The 16,182-nt window shown below is 57.3% G+C and carries 15 protein-coding genes and 4 pseudogenes; 4 read left to right on the forward strand and 15 right to left on the reverse strand.

The window, feature by feature from the left end; translation table 11 throughout:
* Positions 1 to 17: 17 nt before the first annotated feature.
* The 15 genes and pseudogenes from ACZ9DP_RS15035 to ACZ9DP_RS15105 form a co-directional block, all read right to left on the reverse strand.
* Positions 18 to 287 carry a hypothetical protein gene (locus ACZ9DP_RS15035; protein ID WP_476202714.1) on the reverse strand — a complete coding sequence of 90 codons (270 nt, stop codon included), beginning with the start codon at positions 285 to 287 and terminating at the stop codon, positions 18 to 20.
* Positions 284 to 499 carry a hypothetical protein gene (locus tag ACZ9DP_RS15040; RefSeq protein WP_476202716.1) on the reverse strand — a complete coding sequence of 72 codons (216 nt, stop codon included), beginning with the start codon at positions 497 to 499 and terminating at the stop codon, positions 284 to 286. Before ACZ9DP_RS15040 ends, ACZ9DP_RS15035 begins: the two co-directional genes overlap by 4 nt.
* On the reverse strand, positions 489 to 2,363 hold the full coding sequence (locus tag ACZ9DP_RS15045; protein WP_476202718.1) for an integrase: 1,875 nt from the start codon (positions 2,361 to 2,363) through the stop codon (positions 489 to 491). The genes ACZ9DP_RS15040 and ACZ9DP_RS15045 overlap by 11 nt, the downstream gene beginning before the upstream one ends.
* Before the next feature lie 3 nt (positions 2,364 to 2,366).
* Complete coding sequence (locus ACZ9DP_RS15050; protein WP_476202792.1) at positions 2,367 to 3,362, reverse strand: hypothetical protein; 996 nt, start codon at positions 3,360 to 3,362, stop codon at positions 2,367 to 2,369.
* Positions 3,363 to 3,525: 163 nt separating this feature from the next.
* A pseudogene (locus ACZ9DP_RS15055) lies at positions 3,526 to 4,350 on the reverse strand (DUF3991 domain-containing protein); the annotation flags it as partial.
* A 748-nt stretch (positions 4,351 to 5,098) separates the two neighbouring features.
* Positions 5,099 to 5,932, reverse strand: coding sequence for a hypothetical protein (locus ACZ9DP_RS15060; protein WP_476202719.1), 834 nt, complete (start codon positions 5,930 to 5,932; stop codon positions 5,099 to 5,101).
* Positions 5,929 to 6,717: a glycosyltransferase gene (locus ACZ9DP_RS15065; RefSeq protein ID WP_476202720.1), complete on the reverse strand. Its 789-nt coding sequence runs from the start codon at positions 6,715 to 6,717 to the stop codon at positions 5,929 to 5,931. The genes ACZ9DP_RS15060 and ACZ9DP_RS15065 overlap by 4 nt, the downstream gene beginning before the upstream one ends.
* Positions 6,718 to 7,014: 297 nt before the next feature.
* A pseudogene (locus tag ACZ9DP_RS15070) lies at positions 7,015 to 7,355 on the reverse strand (transposase); the annotation flags it as partial.
* A gap of 179 nt (positions 7,356 to 7,534) precedes the next feature.
* Positions 7,535 to 7,905, reverse strand: a pseudogene (locus ACZ9DP_RS15075) (IS30 family transposase); the annotation flags it as partial.
* Between the two features lie 109 nt (positions 7,906 to 8,014).
* Positions 8,015 to 8,119: pseudogene (locus tag ACZ9DP_RS15080) on the reverse strand (DUF6429 family protein); the annotation flags it as partial.
* A 128-nt stretch (positions 8,120 to 8,247) separates the two neighbouring features.
* A complete protein-coding gene (locus ACZ9DP_RS15085) occupies positions 8,248 to 8,736 on the reverse strand; it encodes an Lrp/AsnC family transcriptional regulator (RefSeq protein WP_476202721.1) in 489 nt (162 codons plus the stop codon).
* A gap of 38 nt (positions 8,737 to 8,774) precedes the next feature.
* Complete coding sequence (locus ACZ9DP_RS15090; RefSeq protein ID WP_476202781.1) at positions 8,775 to 9,914, reverse strand: threonine synthase; 1,140 nt, start codon at positions 9,912 to 9,914, stop codon at positions 8,775 to 8,777.
* A gap of 37 nt (positions 9,915 to 9,951) precedes the next feature.
* A complete protein-coding gene (locus ACZ9DP_RS15095) occupies positions 9,952 to 10,977 on the reverse strand; it encodes a succinylglutamate desuccinylase/aspartoacylase family protein (protein WP_476202723.1) in 1,026 nt (341 codons plus the stop codon).
* A gap of 24 nt (positions 10,978 to 11,001) precedes the next feature.
* Positions 11,002 to 12,195 (reverse strand): M24 family metallopeptidase, encoded by a 1,194-nt coding sequence (locus ACZ9DP_RS15100; protein WP_476202724.1) that lies wholly within the window; start codon positions 12,193 to 12,195, stop codon positions 11,002 to 11,004.
* Positions 12,192 to 12,902: a GntR family transcriptional regulator gene (locus ACZ9DP_RS15105; RefSeq protein ID WP_476202726.1), complete on the reverse strand. Its 711-nt coding sequence runs from the start codon at positions 12,900 to 12,902 to the stop codon at positions 12,192 to 12,194. Before ACZ9DP_RS15105 ends, ACZ9DP_RS15100 begins: the two co-directional genes overlap by 4 nt.
* Positions 12,903 to 13,100: 198 nt before the next feature.
* Between ACZ9DP_RS15105 and ehuB the strand changes: the two genes are divergently transcribed.
* The 4 genes from ehuB to ACZ9DP_RS15125 are packed head-to-tail and all read left to right on the forward strand — an operon-like array spanning position 13,101 to position 16,129.
* The gene (gene ehuB, locus ACZ9DP_RS15110) at positions 13,101 to 13,976 is read left to right on the forward strand and encodes an ectoine/hydroxyectoine ABC transporter substrate-binding protein EhuB (protein ID WP_476202727.1); all 876 of its coding nucleotides are present in this window, start codon (positions 13,101 to 13,103) and stop codon (positions 13,974 to 13,976) included.
* A gap of 29 nt (positions 13,977 to 14,005) precedes the next feature.
* Complete coding sequence (locus ACZ9DP_RS15115) at positions 14,006 to 14,656, forward strand: amino acid ABC transporter permease (RefSeq protein ID WP_476202728.1); 651 nt, start codon at positions 14,006 to 14,008, stop codon at positions 14,654 to 14,656.
* Positions 14,646 to 15,308 (forward strand): ectoine/hydroxyectoine ABC transporter permease subunit EhuD, encoded by a 663-nt coding sequence (gene ehuD, locus ACZ9DP_RS15120; protein ID WP_476202729.1) that lies wholly within the window; start codon positions 14,646 to 14,648, stop codon positions 15,306 to 15,308. The genes ACZ9DP_RS15115 and ehuD overlap by 11 nt, the downstream gene beginning before the upstream one ends.
* Positions 15,309 to 15,352: 44 nt before the next feature.
* Complete coding sequence (locus ACZ9DP_RS15125; RefSeq protein ID WP_476202783.1) at positions 15,353 to 16,129, forward strand: amino acid ABC transporter ATP-binding protein; 777 nt, start codon at positions 15,353 to 15,355, stop codon at positions 16,127 to 16,129.
* Positions 16,130 to 16,182: the final 53 nt, after the last annotated feature.

The following is a 16,182-nucleotide window of genomic DNA, read 5'->3' on the forward strand; positions in this document are numbered from 1 at the left end:
CCGGTGCCTATTTGGCATCAGGATTTTGGCTTTGGAGCAAGAGGCACGAGTCTTACCACTTGGTCACGTTCTGCGATGAGGCTGGCATTGTGACGCCGCTGGCGATCGACCTCCGTTTCGGCTTCGAGGATCCGCTTCAGCAGAATGGCATTTTCTGTGACGAGCCGTCGTTCCTCGATCTGTAGAACCTGGATCAGCGATCGCTGCTGGGCGAGCTTGTCCTCCCAGGCTGCGAGTTTCTCGGGCACGACCTTGCGATCGTTGGCGCGGCGCAATTCGTCGATCATCGAGCGGTGCTTGGTGTAGATGGCGTTGCGGCCGACACGCGCTCGCGTGCGAGCGTGGCGACGGTCAAACGGTAGGATCGCTTTTGCAGGTCCGGGTGTGTGGGCAGTCCCTTCACCAGACGCTCCAGAGCCTCCCGCAGCTTGCAGTCGGTGTTGCGCAAGCGCTTTTCCTGTGGCGTCAGCGCCGGTGTTTTGCTGGGTTTAGGCGCCATCACGGCCATCCTTTCCATGATCGAGTTCGCCAAGGATGCGATCGCATTCGGCGATCCGTGTCTCCGCAACCCTGCGGCTGACCGGATCCAGCCCGGGCTGATCGAGAAGATCGGCATTGCGATCGCGGCGCGCCTGCCAGACCGGTCGATGCCTGGCCGTGACGGCAAAGTTGGCGCAGGTGAGACACGTGCTTTCGGTTCTCAGCACGGGGTTGGGGCCACGCTCGTCGCCGAAGCAGGCAGCCGTTTCGACGCGGTAGATGCAATAGCCCCAGTCGCAGACCCCGAGGCGGAGGTCCGTTTCTTCCATCAGGAAACGGACATAGGCCTGGACGTCGCCGTCGCGTGTGCGCCCGCGGAACTGCGAGCGAGCAGCGATCATCCGTCCGCCCTTGCCGGCGAGCGTCGTCGCCGTCAGCACCTCTTCCAGGGCGGCGCGGGTTTCCTCTTGTGTATGCCGGTCGATCAGGTCGTCGAGCGCGAAGTCGGTTCCGACATAGCCACGATCGGTCATGGCCCGGGTCACATGGCCGAAGTGCGCCTGAAGCGCATGCAGGCCGGTGCGGTCGCGTTTGCCGACAAAGCGCGCAAAGGTCTTTCGGCCCTGATGGGTATTCAGATGCCAGGGCTCGCCCTCGTGATCCGGCAGCTCAATGAACGGCGCGAACTGATTGTTCATCCGCGATATGATCGTGGAGACGACGGGCAGATTGATGCGGGCGGCAGGACCGACGAGGCCGGTGCTGGCCATCACCAGGAAGAGATCGGATCGTCCGCTTTGTGCCCGCAGGCGGGCGGTCAGCCGCTCCATGACGAGGATGGCTCGCTCGACCGGCGCCGGAGCAACCCAGCGGTGGGCTTCGCCGCCGACGCCGCGCGCCGTCTTGTAGCTCTGCCCGGCGAGATAGGCGAAGCTCTCGCACCCATCGCCGGAGGTATGCTGCTCGATGCAGCCGGCTTGGAGACCAAGGATCTCCGAGACCCGAGCGCCGATCAGATAGGCGATCACGATAAAGCAGGCATCGTAAATGCGATCGGTGAGATAGCGTATTTGCTTGGTGCTGGTGACGGGTGCGGCATGCCATGGAGCATCCTCCCCGGGCACCGTCGCGAAGATGAACGGTGCGATCGCGTCGGTCACGATGAAGCCGGCCTTCGTCTGGCTGATCCCCCTGGCAAGGTCGTCGTCATAGGCAGCCTGCGCCTGCGTTTGCAAAGCGATGACGTCGTCCGCCGGCTGTTCGATCAGCCGCAAGGCCGCCGAGACCAACGGCACGGCGACCGCGTCTGGCGTATAGGGAAGCCAGCCCCGGTCACGCCGAGCTAACGGGGGCGCGATCCCCGGGAATGGATCGTCGATTGCCACTTCCGGGAACTTCGCTCCTTGAAGATACAGGCGCGTCAGCAGATTGACGTAAGTTTGCAGCGTCGTGGCCTTCAGCATCTTGCCCGGCTTGCTGCCCGGACGTTGCGCCATCGCCGCCAGGAACCGGTCGCAGGCATCACGGTCCAGATCGGCAAAGCGCCGGTTCCCTTGCACTGCCATCCAGCGGATCAGCGTCCGCAGCGCCTTGAAGACGGAGACGATCGTCGATTCGTGGGCATTGCGGCGGCCTGGAGGCGGATCAAGCTTCAGGCTCCACAGGAACAGCTTTGCCGCCTCTCGCCAGTCAGTCCATTGCGGATCGCCGAAGCGGCTGTCGTCGGCAAGGGCAAATCCCCAGTCGTGCGAGAAGTCGCTCCGGTTTGCACCGGGACGATGGCCGTCGAGATGCCAGATCTCATCCGACCACACCGAGCGAGCCGATATCCGAAGGGCCGGCCGTACCTGGGCAGCAAGATCAAGTGCAGCGGACGCTTGCATCGTTCATCCCAGCGCCGGAAGGCTTGGCAGGGACGACATCCGGCGTTCGGCCTCCGCATGCAGCGATTGCGGGAAGTCGGGCAGGATGTCGTCGACCAGGATGCGCAGGCTCGGCGCATACAGAAGCTCGAACCGGCGCGGATCGATACGCTCACGCGCACGCTCCAGTTCGCCGATCGCCCGAAGGATGCGCGCCATGTGCTCCGCATCGATTGGAACGACCAGCCCCGGGCAGCGCAGGCATCCACCGAAGTACCGGCACACCCGACCTGCTATCGATCCAAGCGCTGTGCTCGCGACCGGGTTGAGGCAATCATGACTGAACGGAACCGTCGCATCGCTCGCCAGCGCAATCCGGTCGCGCCGCGCCTGATCCTCGGCGCCCGCTTTTATTCCGATGATCCAACCGAGCATCAACCCCTGCAAGCGGGCGATGGTTTCGCGCTGGATGCGGCGCGTCTCTGGCCCCTTGATGTAGAGCTCGGTCGTGTCGGCGCGGGCGTGATTGAGTACATCCTGTGTCGCGACGATGTCGCCCGACGCGTTGTAATATTCGGTGGCGACACTGCCCCGCAGCAGAACGGCGGCAAAGTCCGGCAAGAACTGACGCGCCCGTTCTGGTGCGGCCTTGTTCCAGATCGCGATCCGGGCATTGGAGCGTTTGATGAACGGCTTCAGAGCGTGCGACAAGGTCGTCTCCGCAATAAGCGTCACCGCGTCCTTCTTCTCGCTCTTCACCAGGAACAGGCGATTGCGGTCCTGCCGGCTGGCCCGGGAGACGAGCGGCGCCGTCATCGCCAGCAACCGGTTGATCTGGTTCGGCGCCGCATGCAGCCGGCGACGATCGAAGGACCGCCGCTGCGCGCGCTTCACCTTCGCGCCGGCCCGCGGCTTGGCCCATTCGACGATGATGCGATGCTCGTCGAGCGGCTGCGTCACCTGGCAATCGCGCGTCATCAGCCGCAGCGCAGCCGCCGGCATGCGGTCCGGCCGGGTCAAGGGCCGGCTCTGCCGGACGAAGCTTCCCTTGACGCGGTCGGCTGGAATGCGGCACGCCTCTGTCTTTCTCTTTCCTCTCCCTCGTTTCCTTCTCCGAAATCTTCAGGGTATCATTCCAGTCCTCCTCGGGCGGGCGCAATCGCATCCAATCGCAGGCGGCCTCGTCGGCGAGCGTCCGCAGCCGCTCCGCAAATATGTCGCCCTGGGGATTGGCATCCGTCGCCGCGACGAGTTGGACGTTGGGACGAGCGGCGAGCACGCGCATTGCCGCATCTGTCGCCGGCGACCAGCCACCTCCGGTGCTGAGGTACATCGTCCCATCTCGCAGACCCTCGATCGCGCCCAGGCTCATCGCGTCGATCGCCGCCTCGGTGACGCAAAGGCGGGACGCATCCATGGCGCCGAGCCGAAAGAGAACCTTGTTACCGCCAGTCGCAAAGCCACGCCATTCGCTGCCGCGTTCTTCCCAGCCGCAAACGTGACCCGCATCGTCCGTATGGCCGGCCCACATGCTCCCGTGTGGTCCTTCGCGAAGAACGCCGTGGGCGATAGCGGAACGAATGACACCGGCGGGGAGAAAGCGCTGCCAGCGAAGAAAGCACCATGTGGTCGATCCGGGCCAAGGCGCCCGTCGGTTCTGCCATTTCTCGAAGATTGGAATCTCGGCGCCTCGATCGCCCTTTGACCCATGCCACGCCGGTACCGATGGTCGGAAGCCGATCAGCGCGGCGATGCGCTGGCAACCCTCAAGAAAGCCGACTCGTTCGAGACGCGAGATCAGGGAAAAGACGTCGCCCTTTTCGTCACCGAGCGGGTCGAACCAACCGCGCCCGTCATGCGTAACAATGATGATCTCACTTGCGCGGCGAAACTTCATCGCCCGCCTGGTGCTTTCTTTGACGTCGACTGCAAAACCCGAGGTCTCCAGCACCGCCCCGCAGCCGACCGTTTTCCGCAATTGCTCGATTTCTTCTCGTTCCATCTCCATTCCGATCGCCGCGCGATCGTCCTTTCATCTATTGTCCTTCCCGAGAATTTCGCAGGACCCGATCCGGACCGGCGCGAAGAGCAAAGGCTGCAAGGGCGTGGCTGGCAATTGTCGGATTCAACAATCCTCGACCCGAGCCACGGCGCAGCCTCCCTTGCGGCCGCCGGCTCGCCAGCGGCAGGCGGAACTGCAAAGGCGATCAATGAGCCGCCTACGGATCATAATCATGGACGATCTCCAGATCGTCGTCGGCGTCGATCTCGTCGGAAGGACGCCGTGCTCTGCGATAGTACCGCTCGACGATTCCTACCTGGGCAGGTTCCCGTCACGGCATTCCCAATGCGCCATGGCGCGGACCCGATGAATGTGAGTGGCCAAAGCGGAGCGTTTACGCACCCAAGCGGGGGCCGCAGATCCGTATCATCGCTGTATGGACGGCTGCCCACTTTTGGCAACTCGACCTGTAGCGCGCGGGCAACACTCGGGTGGGTGACCTGAGCAATCGACAAAAAGCGCTCAACTGTCCGTAGAAGCTTGCGCCTCATCTGACGACTGCAGTTATCAGAAAAACTGAAGCAGGATTCGGCAGCATTTATTCTTGATGAAGCCGCTATCCTTCATCTCTGTCATTCGGCCTTACCCCTTTTCAACGTGCCATTGATTGCCGCAAGCTGTCGTGGCGCAGGTGAGATGGGTATGGTTGTCATTCCGGCTGTCCTCGATGGCTCCGGCTGCTGCGCCGCCCGTCTCACCGCCTTGGCGCATGGGCATCATCGGGCGCGAACACCACGCCCGGAATCTTCGGGCGGGTCAGCTCCGCAGGGTGTTTCTTCACGACAACCGCCCATTGGGAAGGGTCGAGTTTTGCGGCCACCTCTGCCACCCATTTATAAAAATTCTCATATGGCCCGACTTCAGCCCCAAAGTATCTCGTCACCGTGTCGGTTGGGCGCTGCAGCGGCACGAACAGGACCCTTCGGTCCCCGATGCCAAACGCATGCCGCCAATGCTCGGCAGACTTGGGGGCGCCGTTCTTCTCCAGCGTCTCGGCATTCGTTTTCAGCGACCGGATGTAGGAAATGACCGCTTCGCGCTCATCACTCGGCAGCGGAGAATCCCAGTTCTGGCGGTGATAGCTGGAACTGTCGGCATTGAACCCGTTTGGATCGAAGAACCAAGAGTGAGGTAGCGCACCTCTGTCATGGACCCAATAGGGTATGTTGGCGCTGCGCACTGCGTTGTAGAGGCTGAGCCTGTGTTCGTTTCCGTACGGATTTAGGAAGAAGACGTGGTTAAATTCCTCTGCCTCGATCGCATCCAGCAACGCATGTTCATCCGCGAAAACCGTCTCGTCGATGACTGAATATTGGCCGAGAAGGGGGAGGGCTTGTCGCAGCGTTTCCAGCGCCGTGGACGCGGGTCGGCATAGGACCAGAGTTTTTCGGGATACAGCACGATCCGGAAGTGCATTCAACTGCTTTCCCGATTTGTCAAAATCCTTCATCATCTCGCCAACCAGGGTGAAGTTCCGTTCCGTCTGCTTGTAGCTAGCGTTGCTGACGGCTTGGTTGACGCTGTTCACTGCGCGGCGAGGATGCCAGAGGTGAAGATGCCACGGAACGCCACCTCATAGGAGTAGAGCGAGAGATAGGCACGAAACCCGACGTAGTCGTGCATCTGGTTGTTTTTGGTGTTGCGGTAGTAGTCAAGAGGCCTTCGGCCGATGGGTCGGTATGACGCAAGCCGGAGCTTGACCTCGTAGTCCTCGGCGCCATGGCCATGAAAGACGGGGCTCGTCCGGCCAATTGATAGGTAGTGCAGCCGGTTCACGACGATGGTGGACCCTGAATGGGCCATAAACCAGATGAATTGCTTTTCGCCGCGAATGATGTGGTAGTGGAAAAGCGAATCTGCGTCGTACGGTTCATTGGCCGCATGTATTCGGTGGTATTCTTCCACGCCCTCGACCGTTAGGAAGGCTATCGGGATAGCGAAAAAATCATACGCGTTGACGTCGATCCTCCTGGCGCGAGCTTCTTTGTGTATCTTTTCGTACATGTTCGGGCTGGCTAGGCAATCAACATTGTTGAACATGATCACCGGAGATGTAGCATTTTGGGCGCCGACGTTTCGGGCAATACCAGCGCTGAACGGCTCGGCTTCTGAGTCAACGCGCACGAGTTTCGCGTGCTCGAATTGATCTGTGAGGAACGACAATTCGGCCGCCCTCCTAGTTGGGCTGCCGTAGTCAACGACGACGACCTCAAAGCGGTCGGATGGGGCGTTCCGGATGAGCTGTTCCAGCCTTGGCAGCCCTTCAAATAGCGTTTCATTCAAGCGCACTGGCACGATGATTGAAATTTTCATGTCCGCAAACCCGTTCCGCAAATATGACAACCCAGCCGAGTCTCGAAAGTGCGTTGAATGCCATACCGCGCATGATGCAGGAATTCCCCAACCGTTCGGGGAGTATTCTTATCGCATTTACTTTATCCGTTCGCTGCGGCATGACGAGGTGTTAAGCGAAAAAACTGCATTTAGTCCTGCTTAGACGCAGGAAAACGAGCATGGTAGCGCTCGAACGCATCGACGCAGCTCTCCTTGACGCGGTTTTTTTGAAGAATCTACGCCAAATGCATCATGCCGGGTATGCAGGGTAGGGGATCAGCCATATTCACGTAAATGAGCGATGAACACTTCGGCCGGCGTTTTGTAGCCCAAGCACCTTCCTGGCAACGAATTTAGGTGATGGGCGAGATCGACAAGCTGTCGCTGGGTGATAGTGGAGAGCTCCCTGTCGCCAGGCGCGACGGATGCGCTGGTTGGTGTTCTCGACAGCACGTTTTTGACAGGGTAAGTTTGGGTCGCAAAACCAGTTCTTAGCACCGATGCCATCTTCCAGAGCCCTGAATTCGGCGAACTCGGTCCCGCGGTCGAAGGGTAAAGCTTCGGCCGGCAAAAAGACGGCAGAGATGAGCTGCATTGATGATCTTGTCCATGATCGGGCAGGGCGGCGAGCACGTCGAGAGGCGAGACGTTGCATCTAACCGGCCAACTGTCGCATTACTAAATAGCCCCTGTGCGCGCTACCAGCAACAAGTAGAAATTATGGAACTCCTCGTGACCCCTCGAGGGCGTTTCATGGCTCGTCCCACATTGGGTCGTATGATAGTAGCATCCTCTTGGCGCCGAGCCCGTCTTCCAAAGCCCGAAAGCCGGCAAACTCGGTGCCGCGATCAAAGGTAAAGCTGCGGCGTGCAGAGGACGGCAAGGGCGAGAAGGCAGCAATGATCTTGTCCATGATCGGACGCGAGTACCGACTGCGGTTCTTGATCATCACGGTGTAGCGGCTCACGCGTTCGACAAGCGACGTCACATTGTAATGGCCGAGTTTGCGATCGAAGACCAGCAGATCGCCTTTCCAATACCCGAGCTGCGACCGATCATCAATAAAATCAGACCGTTGAGAGATTCGGTGTTCAAACGGGATCAAGCCGTCACGGGGCTTGCGGATCCGCGCGGCCGGCGTCTACGTCGCCGTTCGGGCAGGTGTTGTCGGTCTCCATGATTTGGAGATCATGATGACGGGTGCATCAATCGAGACGACGCTGGAACTGTGCTGCGTGACGTGAAGGCCCGCATGCGCAGATTGTTTACGCAGGAGCAATCGGTCCGTCGCATCCCATCCGCGCCCTATGCCGTCATGCAGCGTTAGCCATAATAATGCCAGGATAGCGTCGTCGATCTTGTCCTCATCGGTCTCCGCAATGATACATGCCAGCGACCCAATATCTTGCGGCCTTCGCGTATGTATACCGCTCGCAGCGTGAAGGTGCGACTGCTTGTGTCACTTTTGGCTTGACTGGAAAGGCCCCGTTGCCGAAGTCCTGACCCTAGTCAAGTCGCCCGCCAATTCAGTATTTCCCGCACCGGATAGGCAGTCTTATATTTTACCTGCTTAAGAGCAAAGCTCGAGCGGATGTTGGCAACACCGTCGATTTTCGATAGCCGCTGGACGATAAACTCCTGCAGCGCTCCCAGATCGGGCACTATGATCCGGAGGAGATAATCAGCTTCGCCGGTCATGAGGTAGCACTCCATTACCTCTGCAAAGCCAATCATCGCTTCTTCAAAGGCACCGAGTTCGCGGATGGCTTGACGCTCGAGACGAACCTGGATGAACACGCTCATCAGGCCTCCGAGCGACTCCGGATCGAGCAACGCGACGTAATGGGATATGAGCCCAATATCCTCGAGCGCACGAACGCGCGCGAGGCAGGGAGACGGCGAGAGCCCCACAAGCCTGGAAAGCTCAACGTTTGTCAGCTTTCCGTCGGCCTGTAGTGTTTCCAAAATCCGCACATCCAGTGCGTCGAGCTTTGGCATGAGAATCTACCTTCTCGACACTTATCGCGTCGCCACCGTTATCTGATGGGCCAATCGCTGACCGGCAGGCATTCAGGATAGTGCGCCTCCTCTTTGTATCCATGTGAGGTGGCGATCAGTACAACGCGTGCATCCGCCCCGATTTTCTTTTCTCTCATCAAATGATGCAAACCTGTCAGCGTAGCTACGCTTGAAAGTTCGAGGTAAAGACCCTCGCTACCAAGAATTGCCTGATCCGCCGCAACTTCGGTATCCTGGACCGCGACCGCGTAGCCTTCGGACATCTTGAGCGCCCGCAAGGTCTGCTGTGTAACGGTAGTGCCGCTTATTGAGCCCATGTTGGTCTCGGCAGAGAAATCACCGACCATACCGTGCCCAGACACCGCTGCGCCAATACGGGGATACGGCTCGACTGCATGGACCCTCGGTTTTGACTTGATGAGACCTGCCTCCCGAAGGTCCTCGTACCCTTTTGCGATACCCCACAGCAGGTCGCCCCGCGCGGTCGGAACAACGATATCAGTCGGTGCCGCTTCGCCAAAGTGTAAGTGGAGTTCGAAAGCGATGGCACGATAACCGTCGACTCCAAAGGAATTGCTCCCAACAGGAGGAATTGTATAGTTAGTGGCTGGGTACCAGTTGCCCTTTTTCACTTGGCTCGCGATCAGTAACCAGCGGTCATCATCGGTTTCGGTGGCGATAATGCGAGCGCCGTGCATTTCGATCGCGCGGCGCCAGTTGGCATTTATATGCGGCGTTGTTACAACGATGCATTCGAGCCCGTTACGCGCAGAATAGGCCGCCATTGACGCGCCCGCGTTTCCGCTTGAAGCGATTGCGACCGTCCTTATTCCAACATCAGCGGCTCTTTGAGCAATGAGAGACCCCATTCTGTCTTTGTGGGAGCCCGTTGGATTAGTGAACTCGTTTTTCGTATGTAAGCTGGTCAAGCCGAGAGACGCGGCCAAGCGTGGCAGACTTGACAACGACGTCTTGCCTTCGGCGAGGTCGGACACCGGATAGGAGAGCCAATCGCTTACCGTGTTACCGTCCAGTCTCGATGGCCATTCAGCGTAATGAGGCGCCACGCTAGCAGGTGTCCCGGCACTTAAACATGAGCGGCAGCCTTCAAAGTAGTCTTCGACCGGATAAATAGTCCCACACTGGACGCACTTCATACCAGCAATTCTTGGATTGATCCGACTTGGCACAGGATTATCCTTGCAGATGCGGAGGCGTCAAATCCTCCATGAGTTCGAACAAGCAATCCCCACGCGTCACCAAGATCGGAGAGCGCCTGCAGGCAACAAACCCGCTCCTGGCAAAGCGGATTTCTTCAGGCTCATCGTAAGGCCGGTCGATCGAGTGAAGCAGTGCAGCAACTTCCCCCTCCTTTACCTCATCTCCGAGGTTAACCAATGGTTCGTAGAGGCCGTCGGCGTCGGCATAGATAAACAGATCCGTGCCAGAGCCATTCATCAGGCGGACGGGGCCGGGAGCGGCGACGTCGTACGATGGCAAAATCCCGATATGTTTGAGGAGCCTTACTACGCCCTGTTCTGCGAGCTCCAAACCCTGACGGTTTAGGGCTGCGGCCCCACCCAATTCCGCAGTGATGACAAGTGCGTCGCTATTTTCGGCTGCTGCTGGAAGGGTAGTGTTTCCGCCGCCTCCGCTGCCGTCTGAGATAAAGCCAATCGGCGCTCCAAAGACGTCCAACAACTCAAGCAACTTTTCATGTTGCGTTGCTGTTCTTCCAGGCCGGATCAGCGCAGAGGGGAGATAGTCAAGTGAACGGCCACCCGCATGCAGGTCAACCACCAAATCGGTCATAGGAAGGAAAACTTCCGTCACGTAATGCGCAATCATTTCCGTTGCGGTCCCGTGCGCCCGACCCGGGTAGAGACGGTTAAGATTGCCCTCATCGATAGGCGAAACACGTCGTCCGGCTTTCACCGCTGGGAAATTGAGGGCTGGCAGTATTATGACGCGCCCTTTGATATCGCTTAGCTTCAACTTCCGGGAAAGTCGCATCAACGCGATTTGGCCCTCGTATTCATCGCCATGTGTGCCGGCAATCAATAGCGCAGTAGGTCCGTCTCCGTTCTTAAGGCAAACCGCCGGGATGGGTATCCAGCCATACGCGGATAAATCGGTTGAGATAGGAAGGCGCAGGCAATCGGTCTGTTTGCCGTCCTTATCGAAATCGATGGAAGACCAGATGCGTGTAGAATTTGACATTGTAGGCTCTTTTTGGAGAGTTGACTATCGGATTACCGGCACAGTCTCGGGCGAGAGTTCGCTGAGGAATTCAACCCCGCTGTCGGTGACGAAGACGACCTCCTCAAATTGGAAGACCGCACCGTCGCGCTCTAGCTTAGGTTCGAGATGAAAGATCATCCCCGGTTGGATGACAGTGAAATCGGTTTTGGAAATGGATGGCGGCTCTGTCAGATCCAGTCCGCCGCCGTGGCCAATCCGAGAGACGTGGCTGTACAGTTTCCCTAAGGCTGCTTCACTCCACATCATTTCAAAGATAGCGTAGACGTGCGCGCAAGTCATTCCCGCGCGGATCTGCTGCGCAAGCTCGATCGTGAGTGATCGCACCGCGGTGTACGTCTTAACCTCCCATTCGCATGGATCGCCGACTCGGGCGATGCGATTGCGGTCCGCCGGATAGCCGCCGTACGTTGCTCGGAAATCGGTCCAGACGTAGTGACCTTCTTCGAGCTCGCGTTCCTTTGCCGTTCGACCATAAGAAAAGTCGCCTTTTGAAAAGAGCATGGCAATCTGGTCTGTGCTCTCGGCGCCATTGAGATAGGTTTGCGCCTGCATCAGGCAGAAGAGTTCGTACTCCGTCATGCCGATGCGCGCGCGGGCGATGGTTTGATCAAAGGCCGTGTTGACAATCTCAAATGCTGTTCGTTTGAGGTCAGCCTCAAATCTGGATTTGATCAGACGAACCCTCCAAATTGCATCGGTAGCGGTCTGTACCTTTCCGCATGATGAGAACGAGTTCAGAGCGTCAAGCAGAGCCAATGAGCCACGGCCAAACATGTCCTGTCCGTAGTCTACCGCCGTGTGACGGACGCCGGTTGTATTTTCGCGGATCCAGTTGGAAATTGCGCCGACAGCCTCAGCCAGGTAGCCGTCGTAATAAAGGGGCTCGAAAATTCGAGGCGTCATGTCGATCGTCGGCGCCTCGCCGAGGCTTCCCACCACCATGAAATCCTGCGCAGTCACGATCGCAAACAGAGGGCGGGTTTTGCTGTCCCAGGATAGTTCTTGATAATCGGTGAAATAATCGACGTTCTTCTTGTCTGTCAGGACGATAACATCGATCTCGCAATTAGCCATTTCCCGTCGAATATTCTCCAGACGGTGGCGTAGCTCGTTTTCAGGGACAGCCGGGGCCGGCAGGCGGAAGATAGATGGGATTTGTAGAACAGATGAGTTCACTTTGGAGGCTCCCTAATAGTGCGCTTGAGATTTCCGGAAAGACTTACTGAGCAAGAGAGTCTATCGAACGGAGCTTGAACTACTCCGAAGAGAGTAATCCTCGGATCACTCGTTCGTATTTTATAGAGACGACGCAGCATTGGGTAACCGGTTGGTATCCCAAATATTTCCTCTACATTTCCGGAAGCGGGTGCCGCGTCGATAATCAGATCTGTATTGACGACATGAATATCATGGCGATCAAGGGCATCAGTCACGAATCTCTTGCCAAACTCGTCAATGACCTCGCCATCTACATCCGATGAGAGAAATGTGGCGTCGTAGAGGAAGGGCTCGTCATCGGCGAAGATGATCTTCCGCACACAAAGCATCGCCTCCTCGGGAGGGCTGAAGGTGCGCAGTGTAGGATCGGAGATTTTCTCGCGAGTAATGGAGATCAGCTGAAGGGCAGCCTCGTCTATTGACGACAGCCACACATCGAGTTCGCGTAGGACACGCCGGTGCTTTTTAACATATGTGCCTTTTCCCGCGACCGAAATCAACGCCCCGGCCGAGTGAAGATCTCGCAACGCTCGCTTCACCGTGATCGGACTGACGCCAAACTCCTCCGTCAGCATGGCCGCCGAAGGAATAGGCTCCTTTGGCCTATAGACGCCATTCCGTATGCGAGTGAGGATTTCCTCGCGCACAGTTTCATGCAGAGACAACGTGCTTCGTAAATGCGTTCTAACCACGGATGCGCTCCATTCCTATTGGGTCGAAAATTTTGTGCGGGATCATCCATAACGCTTAGTATTGCACTAGAAAACGAGCCAGACTTTTGATTTCTGTTGACATATCTGGTATACCTAGTATAGATCGACGGTGTCGTCAACCGTTGGGGAACGAAAATGAAAGGAAATCACATGTTGAGACGAGCAGTGTTGATCGGCGGCGCCGCGCTGGCGCTCCTGGGCACCGGCATCTCCGCCGCGAATTCGCAGTCGATCAAGGATCGGGTTTTTGGCGAAGGCAAGATTACGATCGGCATCGAAAATCAGGCGCCGTGGGGGTTCAAGGGAGAGGACGGCAGCGTCACCGGTGTGCATCCAGACATGCTCAAGGCCGTCCTTGAGCCTCTTGGCGTCAAGCAGGTCGACTACGTCGTCATGGAATGGGGCGCCCTTATTCCGAGCCTGATCTCAAGGCGGATCGACGTTGTTGCGGCCGGCATGGCGATTACGCCGATCCGGTGTGAGCAGGTCATTTTCAGCGATCCCGATCTCGCGATTGGCGATGGAGTGATGGTGCTGTCTGGTAACCCCAACAATATCCATAGCTACGAGGATATTGCCAAAAACCCGGATCTAATTATTGGCGGGGGTCGAGGCAGCGTTAACCCAGAAAACGCTATCAAAGCAGGTATTCCAAAAGAGCGCGTCCTACTTTTCGATACCGTGCAGGCTTCCGTTGCAGCACTTCTGGCCGGCCGAATTCAGGCAGATACAGAATCCAGCGCCACGGTCATCAATACCCTTAAGGATCCGGCGTTGAAAGGAAAGCTTGAGCGGGCAACGCCGTTTCAGGGGCTGGTGGAAAATGGCCGAGAGGTCAAGAATTACGCAGCGATTGTATTTCGGCCAGACGACGTCGAACTACGCAATCTCTATAATGAGAGCCTCGCAAAGCGAAAAGCTGAGGGAACCGTTAAAAAAATCTTTGCGAAGTACGGCTTTACCGACGCTGAGATTGCACCTGAGGATGTAACGGCGAAAAGTATCTGCCCCGATAATTTCCGGTGAGACAGGCATAAAAGAGGAGAGCAGAGCGAATGAGTTTTCTCGATATCATGGCGGGTATCTTCCAAGGGTTCGGTGTCACCGCCAAGGTCGCCATCTACGGACTGCTTTACGCGATACCATTCGCTCTGTTTGCCGGGGTTCTGCAGCACTTTTCGTCCGGTGTCGTCCGCTGGTGTGTCACCTCAGTTATTGAGTTCTGGCGAAGTTCACCGGTGATCGTGCTACTATACGCCTTCTATTACTCGTTGCCGGCGTTTGGCATTTATCTGTCAGCGGTTACCGTTGGTGCAATGGCACTCGGACTGAATGCCGGCGGTTATGCAAGTCAATCGGTTCGTGCAGCACTCCAAGCTCTCGATCGCGGGCAGTGTGAAGCTGGCTTAGCGTTGGGTTTAAGCCGCTTCACGGTGCTTAGGCTAATCGAGTTGCCTCAGGCGATCAGGGCCATGATTCCAACATTCATCAATGAGGGTATACAGCTGATCAAGGGCACAGCGCTCGTGTCGCTCATCACGCTCACGGATATGACCTTTCGAGCAAAGGAAATCGCACAGTTGAGCTACAATCCGGTAGGAATATATTCGGGACTTTTGCTGGCATATCTTATCGTGTGCTATCCCGTAACAATCCTTGGACGCTACTTGGAGGCCTCGAACGGAGGGCGTGTCAATGAGCTTTGATTTGGCCTTCGCTCTTGAGATCGTTCCAGCGATATTGGAGGGAGTCGGTAACACAATCTTAGTCGCAATCTTAAGCTTCGCTGGGGCTACGATGCTAGGTTTCTTTTGGGAGATGCTTAGGCGCTCTCACTGGCTGGTGCGTCCGATCGTTCAGTTTATTATCGATTCAATCCGTTCTACACCCTCTCTGGTGCAGATTTACTTCCTCTTTTTCGTGTTGCCCTATTACGGAATCGTGTTGCCCGCTATGTTTGTTGGCGTCTTTGGCATCAGCTTTTACTACTCGGGTTACATATCAGAGGTTTTTAAAGCCGGAATCGACGCTGTTCCGCGGGGGCAAAGCGAAGCTGCGCAAAGTCTCGGGCTCGGCTGGGCTGACACCGTTACCTTTGTCATAGCGCCACAGATGTTGCGCAACATCGCAGCGCCGCTCGGAGCGTATTCGATCGCCATTCTCAAGACCACGCCCTTGCTCGCGGTTATCGCAGTTCCCGAGATGCTGGGCAGCGCATTCGATGTCGCGTCGGAGACCTACCGTTACGCCGAACCGATGTTCGTGGTCGGTATTCTGTTTCTGATCCTGGCGCTGATCGCGGTCGCGCTGGTCACCCGTCTTGAGCGGCGCCTCGGTGTTGTCGCGCCGTCGCATTGAGCGGGCCTAAAAAGGTAGTCGTGGAGGAAGAAATGATATCTGTAATGGCGGAAAAAGGCACCTCAACGCATTCGCTCAGCGTCCTAAAGTCTCCTGCAGTGCAGATCGAGAATGTTTCGAAATGGTTTGGAGCGTTCCAGGTTTTGCATGATGTCAATCTCGACGTGGCAATCGGAGAGCGTGTGGTGGTGTGTGGCCCCTCAGGCTCGGGTAAATCCACCCTAATCCGGTGCATAAATCAGCTGGAAATACATCAGAAGGGGCGAATAATCGTAAATGGTACGGAATTGCTCCCTGGAATGAAGGGGCTCGCGGAGGTGCGACGTGAAGCCGGGATGGTCTTCCAGCAATTTAATCTCTTCCCACATCTCACGGTGCTAGAGAACTGTACCCTGGCTTTGATCCGCGCGAGAAAAATGACTCGAGCAACAGCGGAAGCTCTCGCGACGGAAAACCTCGAACGCGTTCGTATCGCCGAGCAGGCCAGAAAATACCCACGTCAGCTTTCCGGGGGGCAACAGCAGCGGGTGGCTATTGCCCGCGCCCTCTGCATGAAGCCGAAAATCATGTTGTTCGACGAGCCAACGTCAGCACTGGATCCGGAAATGGTCAAAGAGGTGCTTGATGTGATGACCGGTCTCGCAAACGACGGCATGACGATGATTTGCGTCACCCACGAGATGGGATTTGCGCGAGAAGTCGCGGACAGGATCGTGTTTATGGATGGCGGCGAAATTATTGAGCAGGCCAAACCCGCACAATTTTTCAGCCATGCAGAGCATGCTCGCACCAGGAAGTTCCTAAGTCAGATTTTGCATTAACAGAAGGACGGGCGCGCTCGAGCCTGGCTCGCACGCCATGGAGAGACGGAGCC

Source organism: Rhizobium sp. USDA 4016 (genome assembly GCF_056279705.1).

Coding starts and splice junctions, on each gene's coding strand:
- ACZ9DP_RS15035 (WP_476202714.1), bottom strand. CDS start 287: ATGATCGACGAATTGCGCCGCGCCAACGATCGCAAGGTCGTGCCCGAG.
- ACZ9DP_RS15040 (WP_476202716.1), bottom strand. CDS start 499: ATGGCGCCTAAACCCAGCAAAACACCGGCGCTGACGCCACAGGAAAAG.
- ACZ9DP_RS15045 (WP_476202718.1), bottom strand. CDS start 2,363: ATGCAAGCGTCCGCTGCACTTGATCTTGCTGCCCAGGTACGGCCGGCC.
- ACZ9DP_RS15065 (WP_476202720.1), bottom strand. CDS start 6,717: ATGAAAATTTCAATCATCGTGCCAGTGCGCTTGAATGAAACGCTATTT.
- ACZ9DP_RS15085 (WP_476202721.1), bottom strand. CDS start 8,736: ATGCCAAAGCTCGACGCACTGGATGTGCGGATTTTGGAAACACTACAG.
- ACZ9DP_RS15090 (WP_476202781.1), bottom strand. CDS start 9,914: ATGAAGTGCGTCCAGTGTGGGACTATTTATCCGGTCGAAGACTACTTT.
- ACZ9DP_RS15095 (WP_476202723.1), bottom strand. CDS start 10,977: ATGTCAAATTCTACACGCATCTGGTCTTCCATCGATTTCGATAAGGAC.
- ehuB (WP_476202727.1), top strand. CDS start 13,101: ATGTTGAGACGAGCAGTGTTGATCGGCGGCGCCGCGCTGGCGCTCCTG.
- ACZ9DP_RS15115 (WP_476202728.1), top strand. CDS start 14,006: ATGAGTTTTCTCGATATCATGGCGGGTATCTTCCAAGGGTTCGGTGTC.
- ehuD (WP_476202729.1), top strand. CDS start 14,646: ATGAGCTTTGATTTGGCCTTCGCTCTTGAGATCGTTCCAGCGATATTG.
- ACZ9DP_RS15125 (WP_476202783.1), top strand. CDS start 15,353: ATGGCGGAAAAAGGCACCTCAACGCATTCGCTCAGCGTCCTAAAGTCT.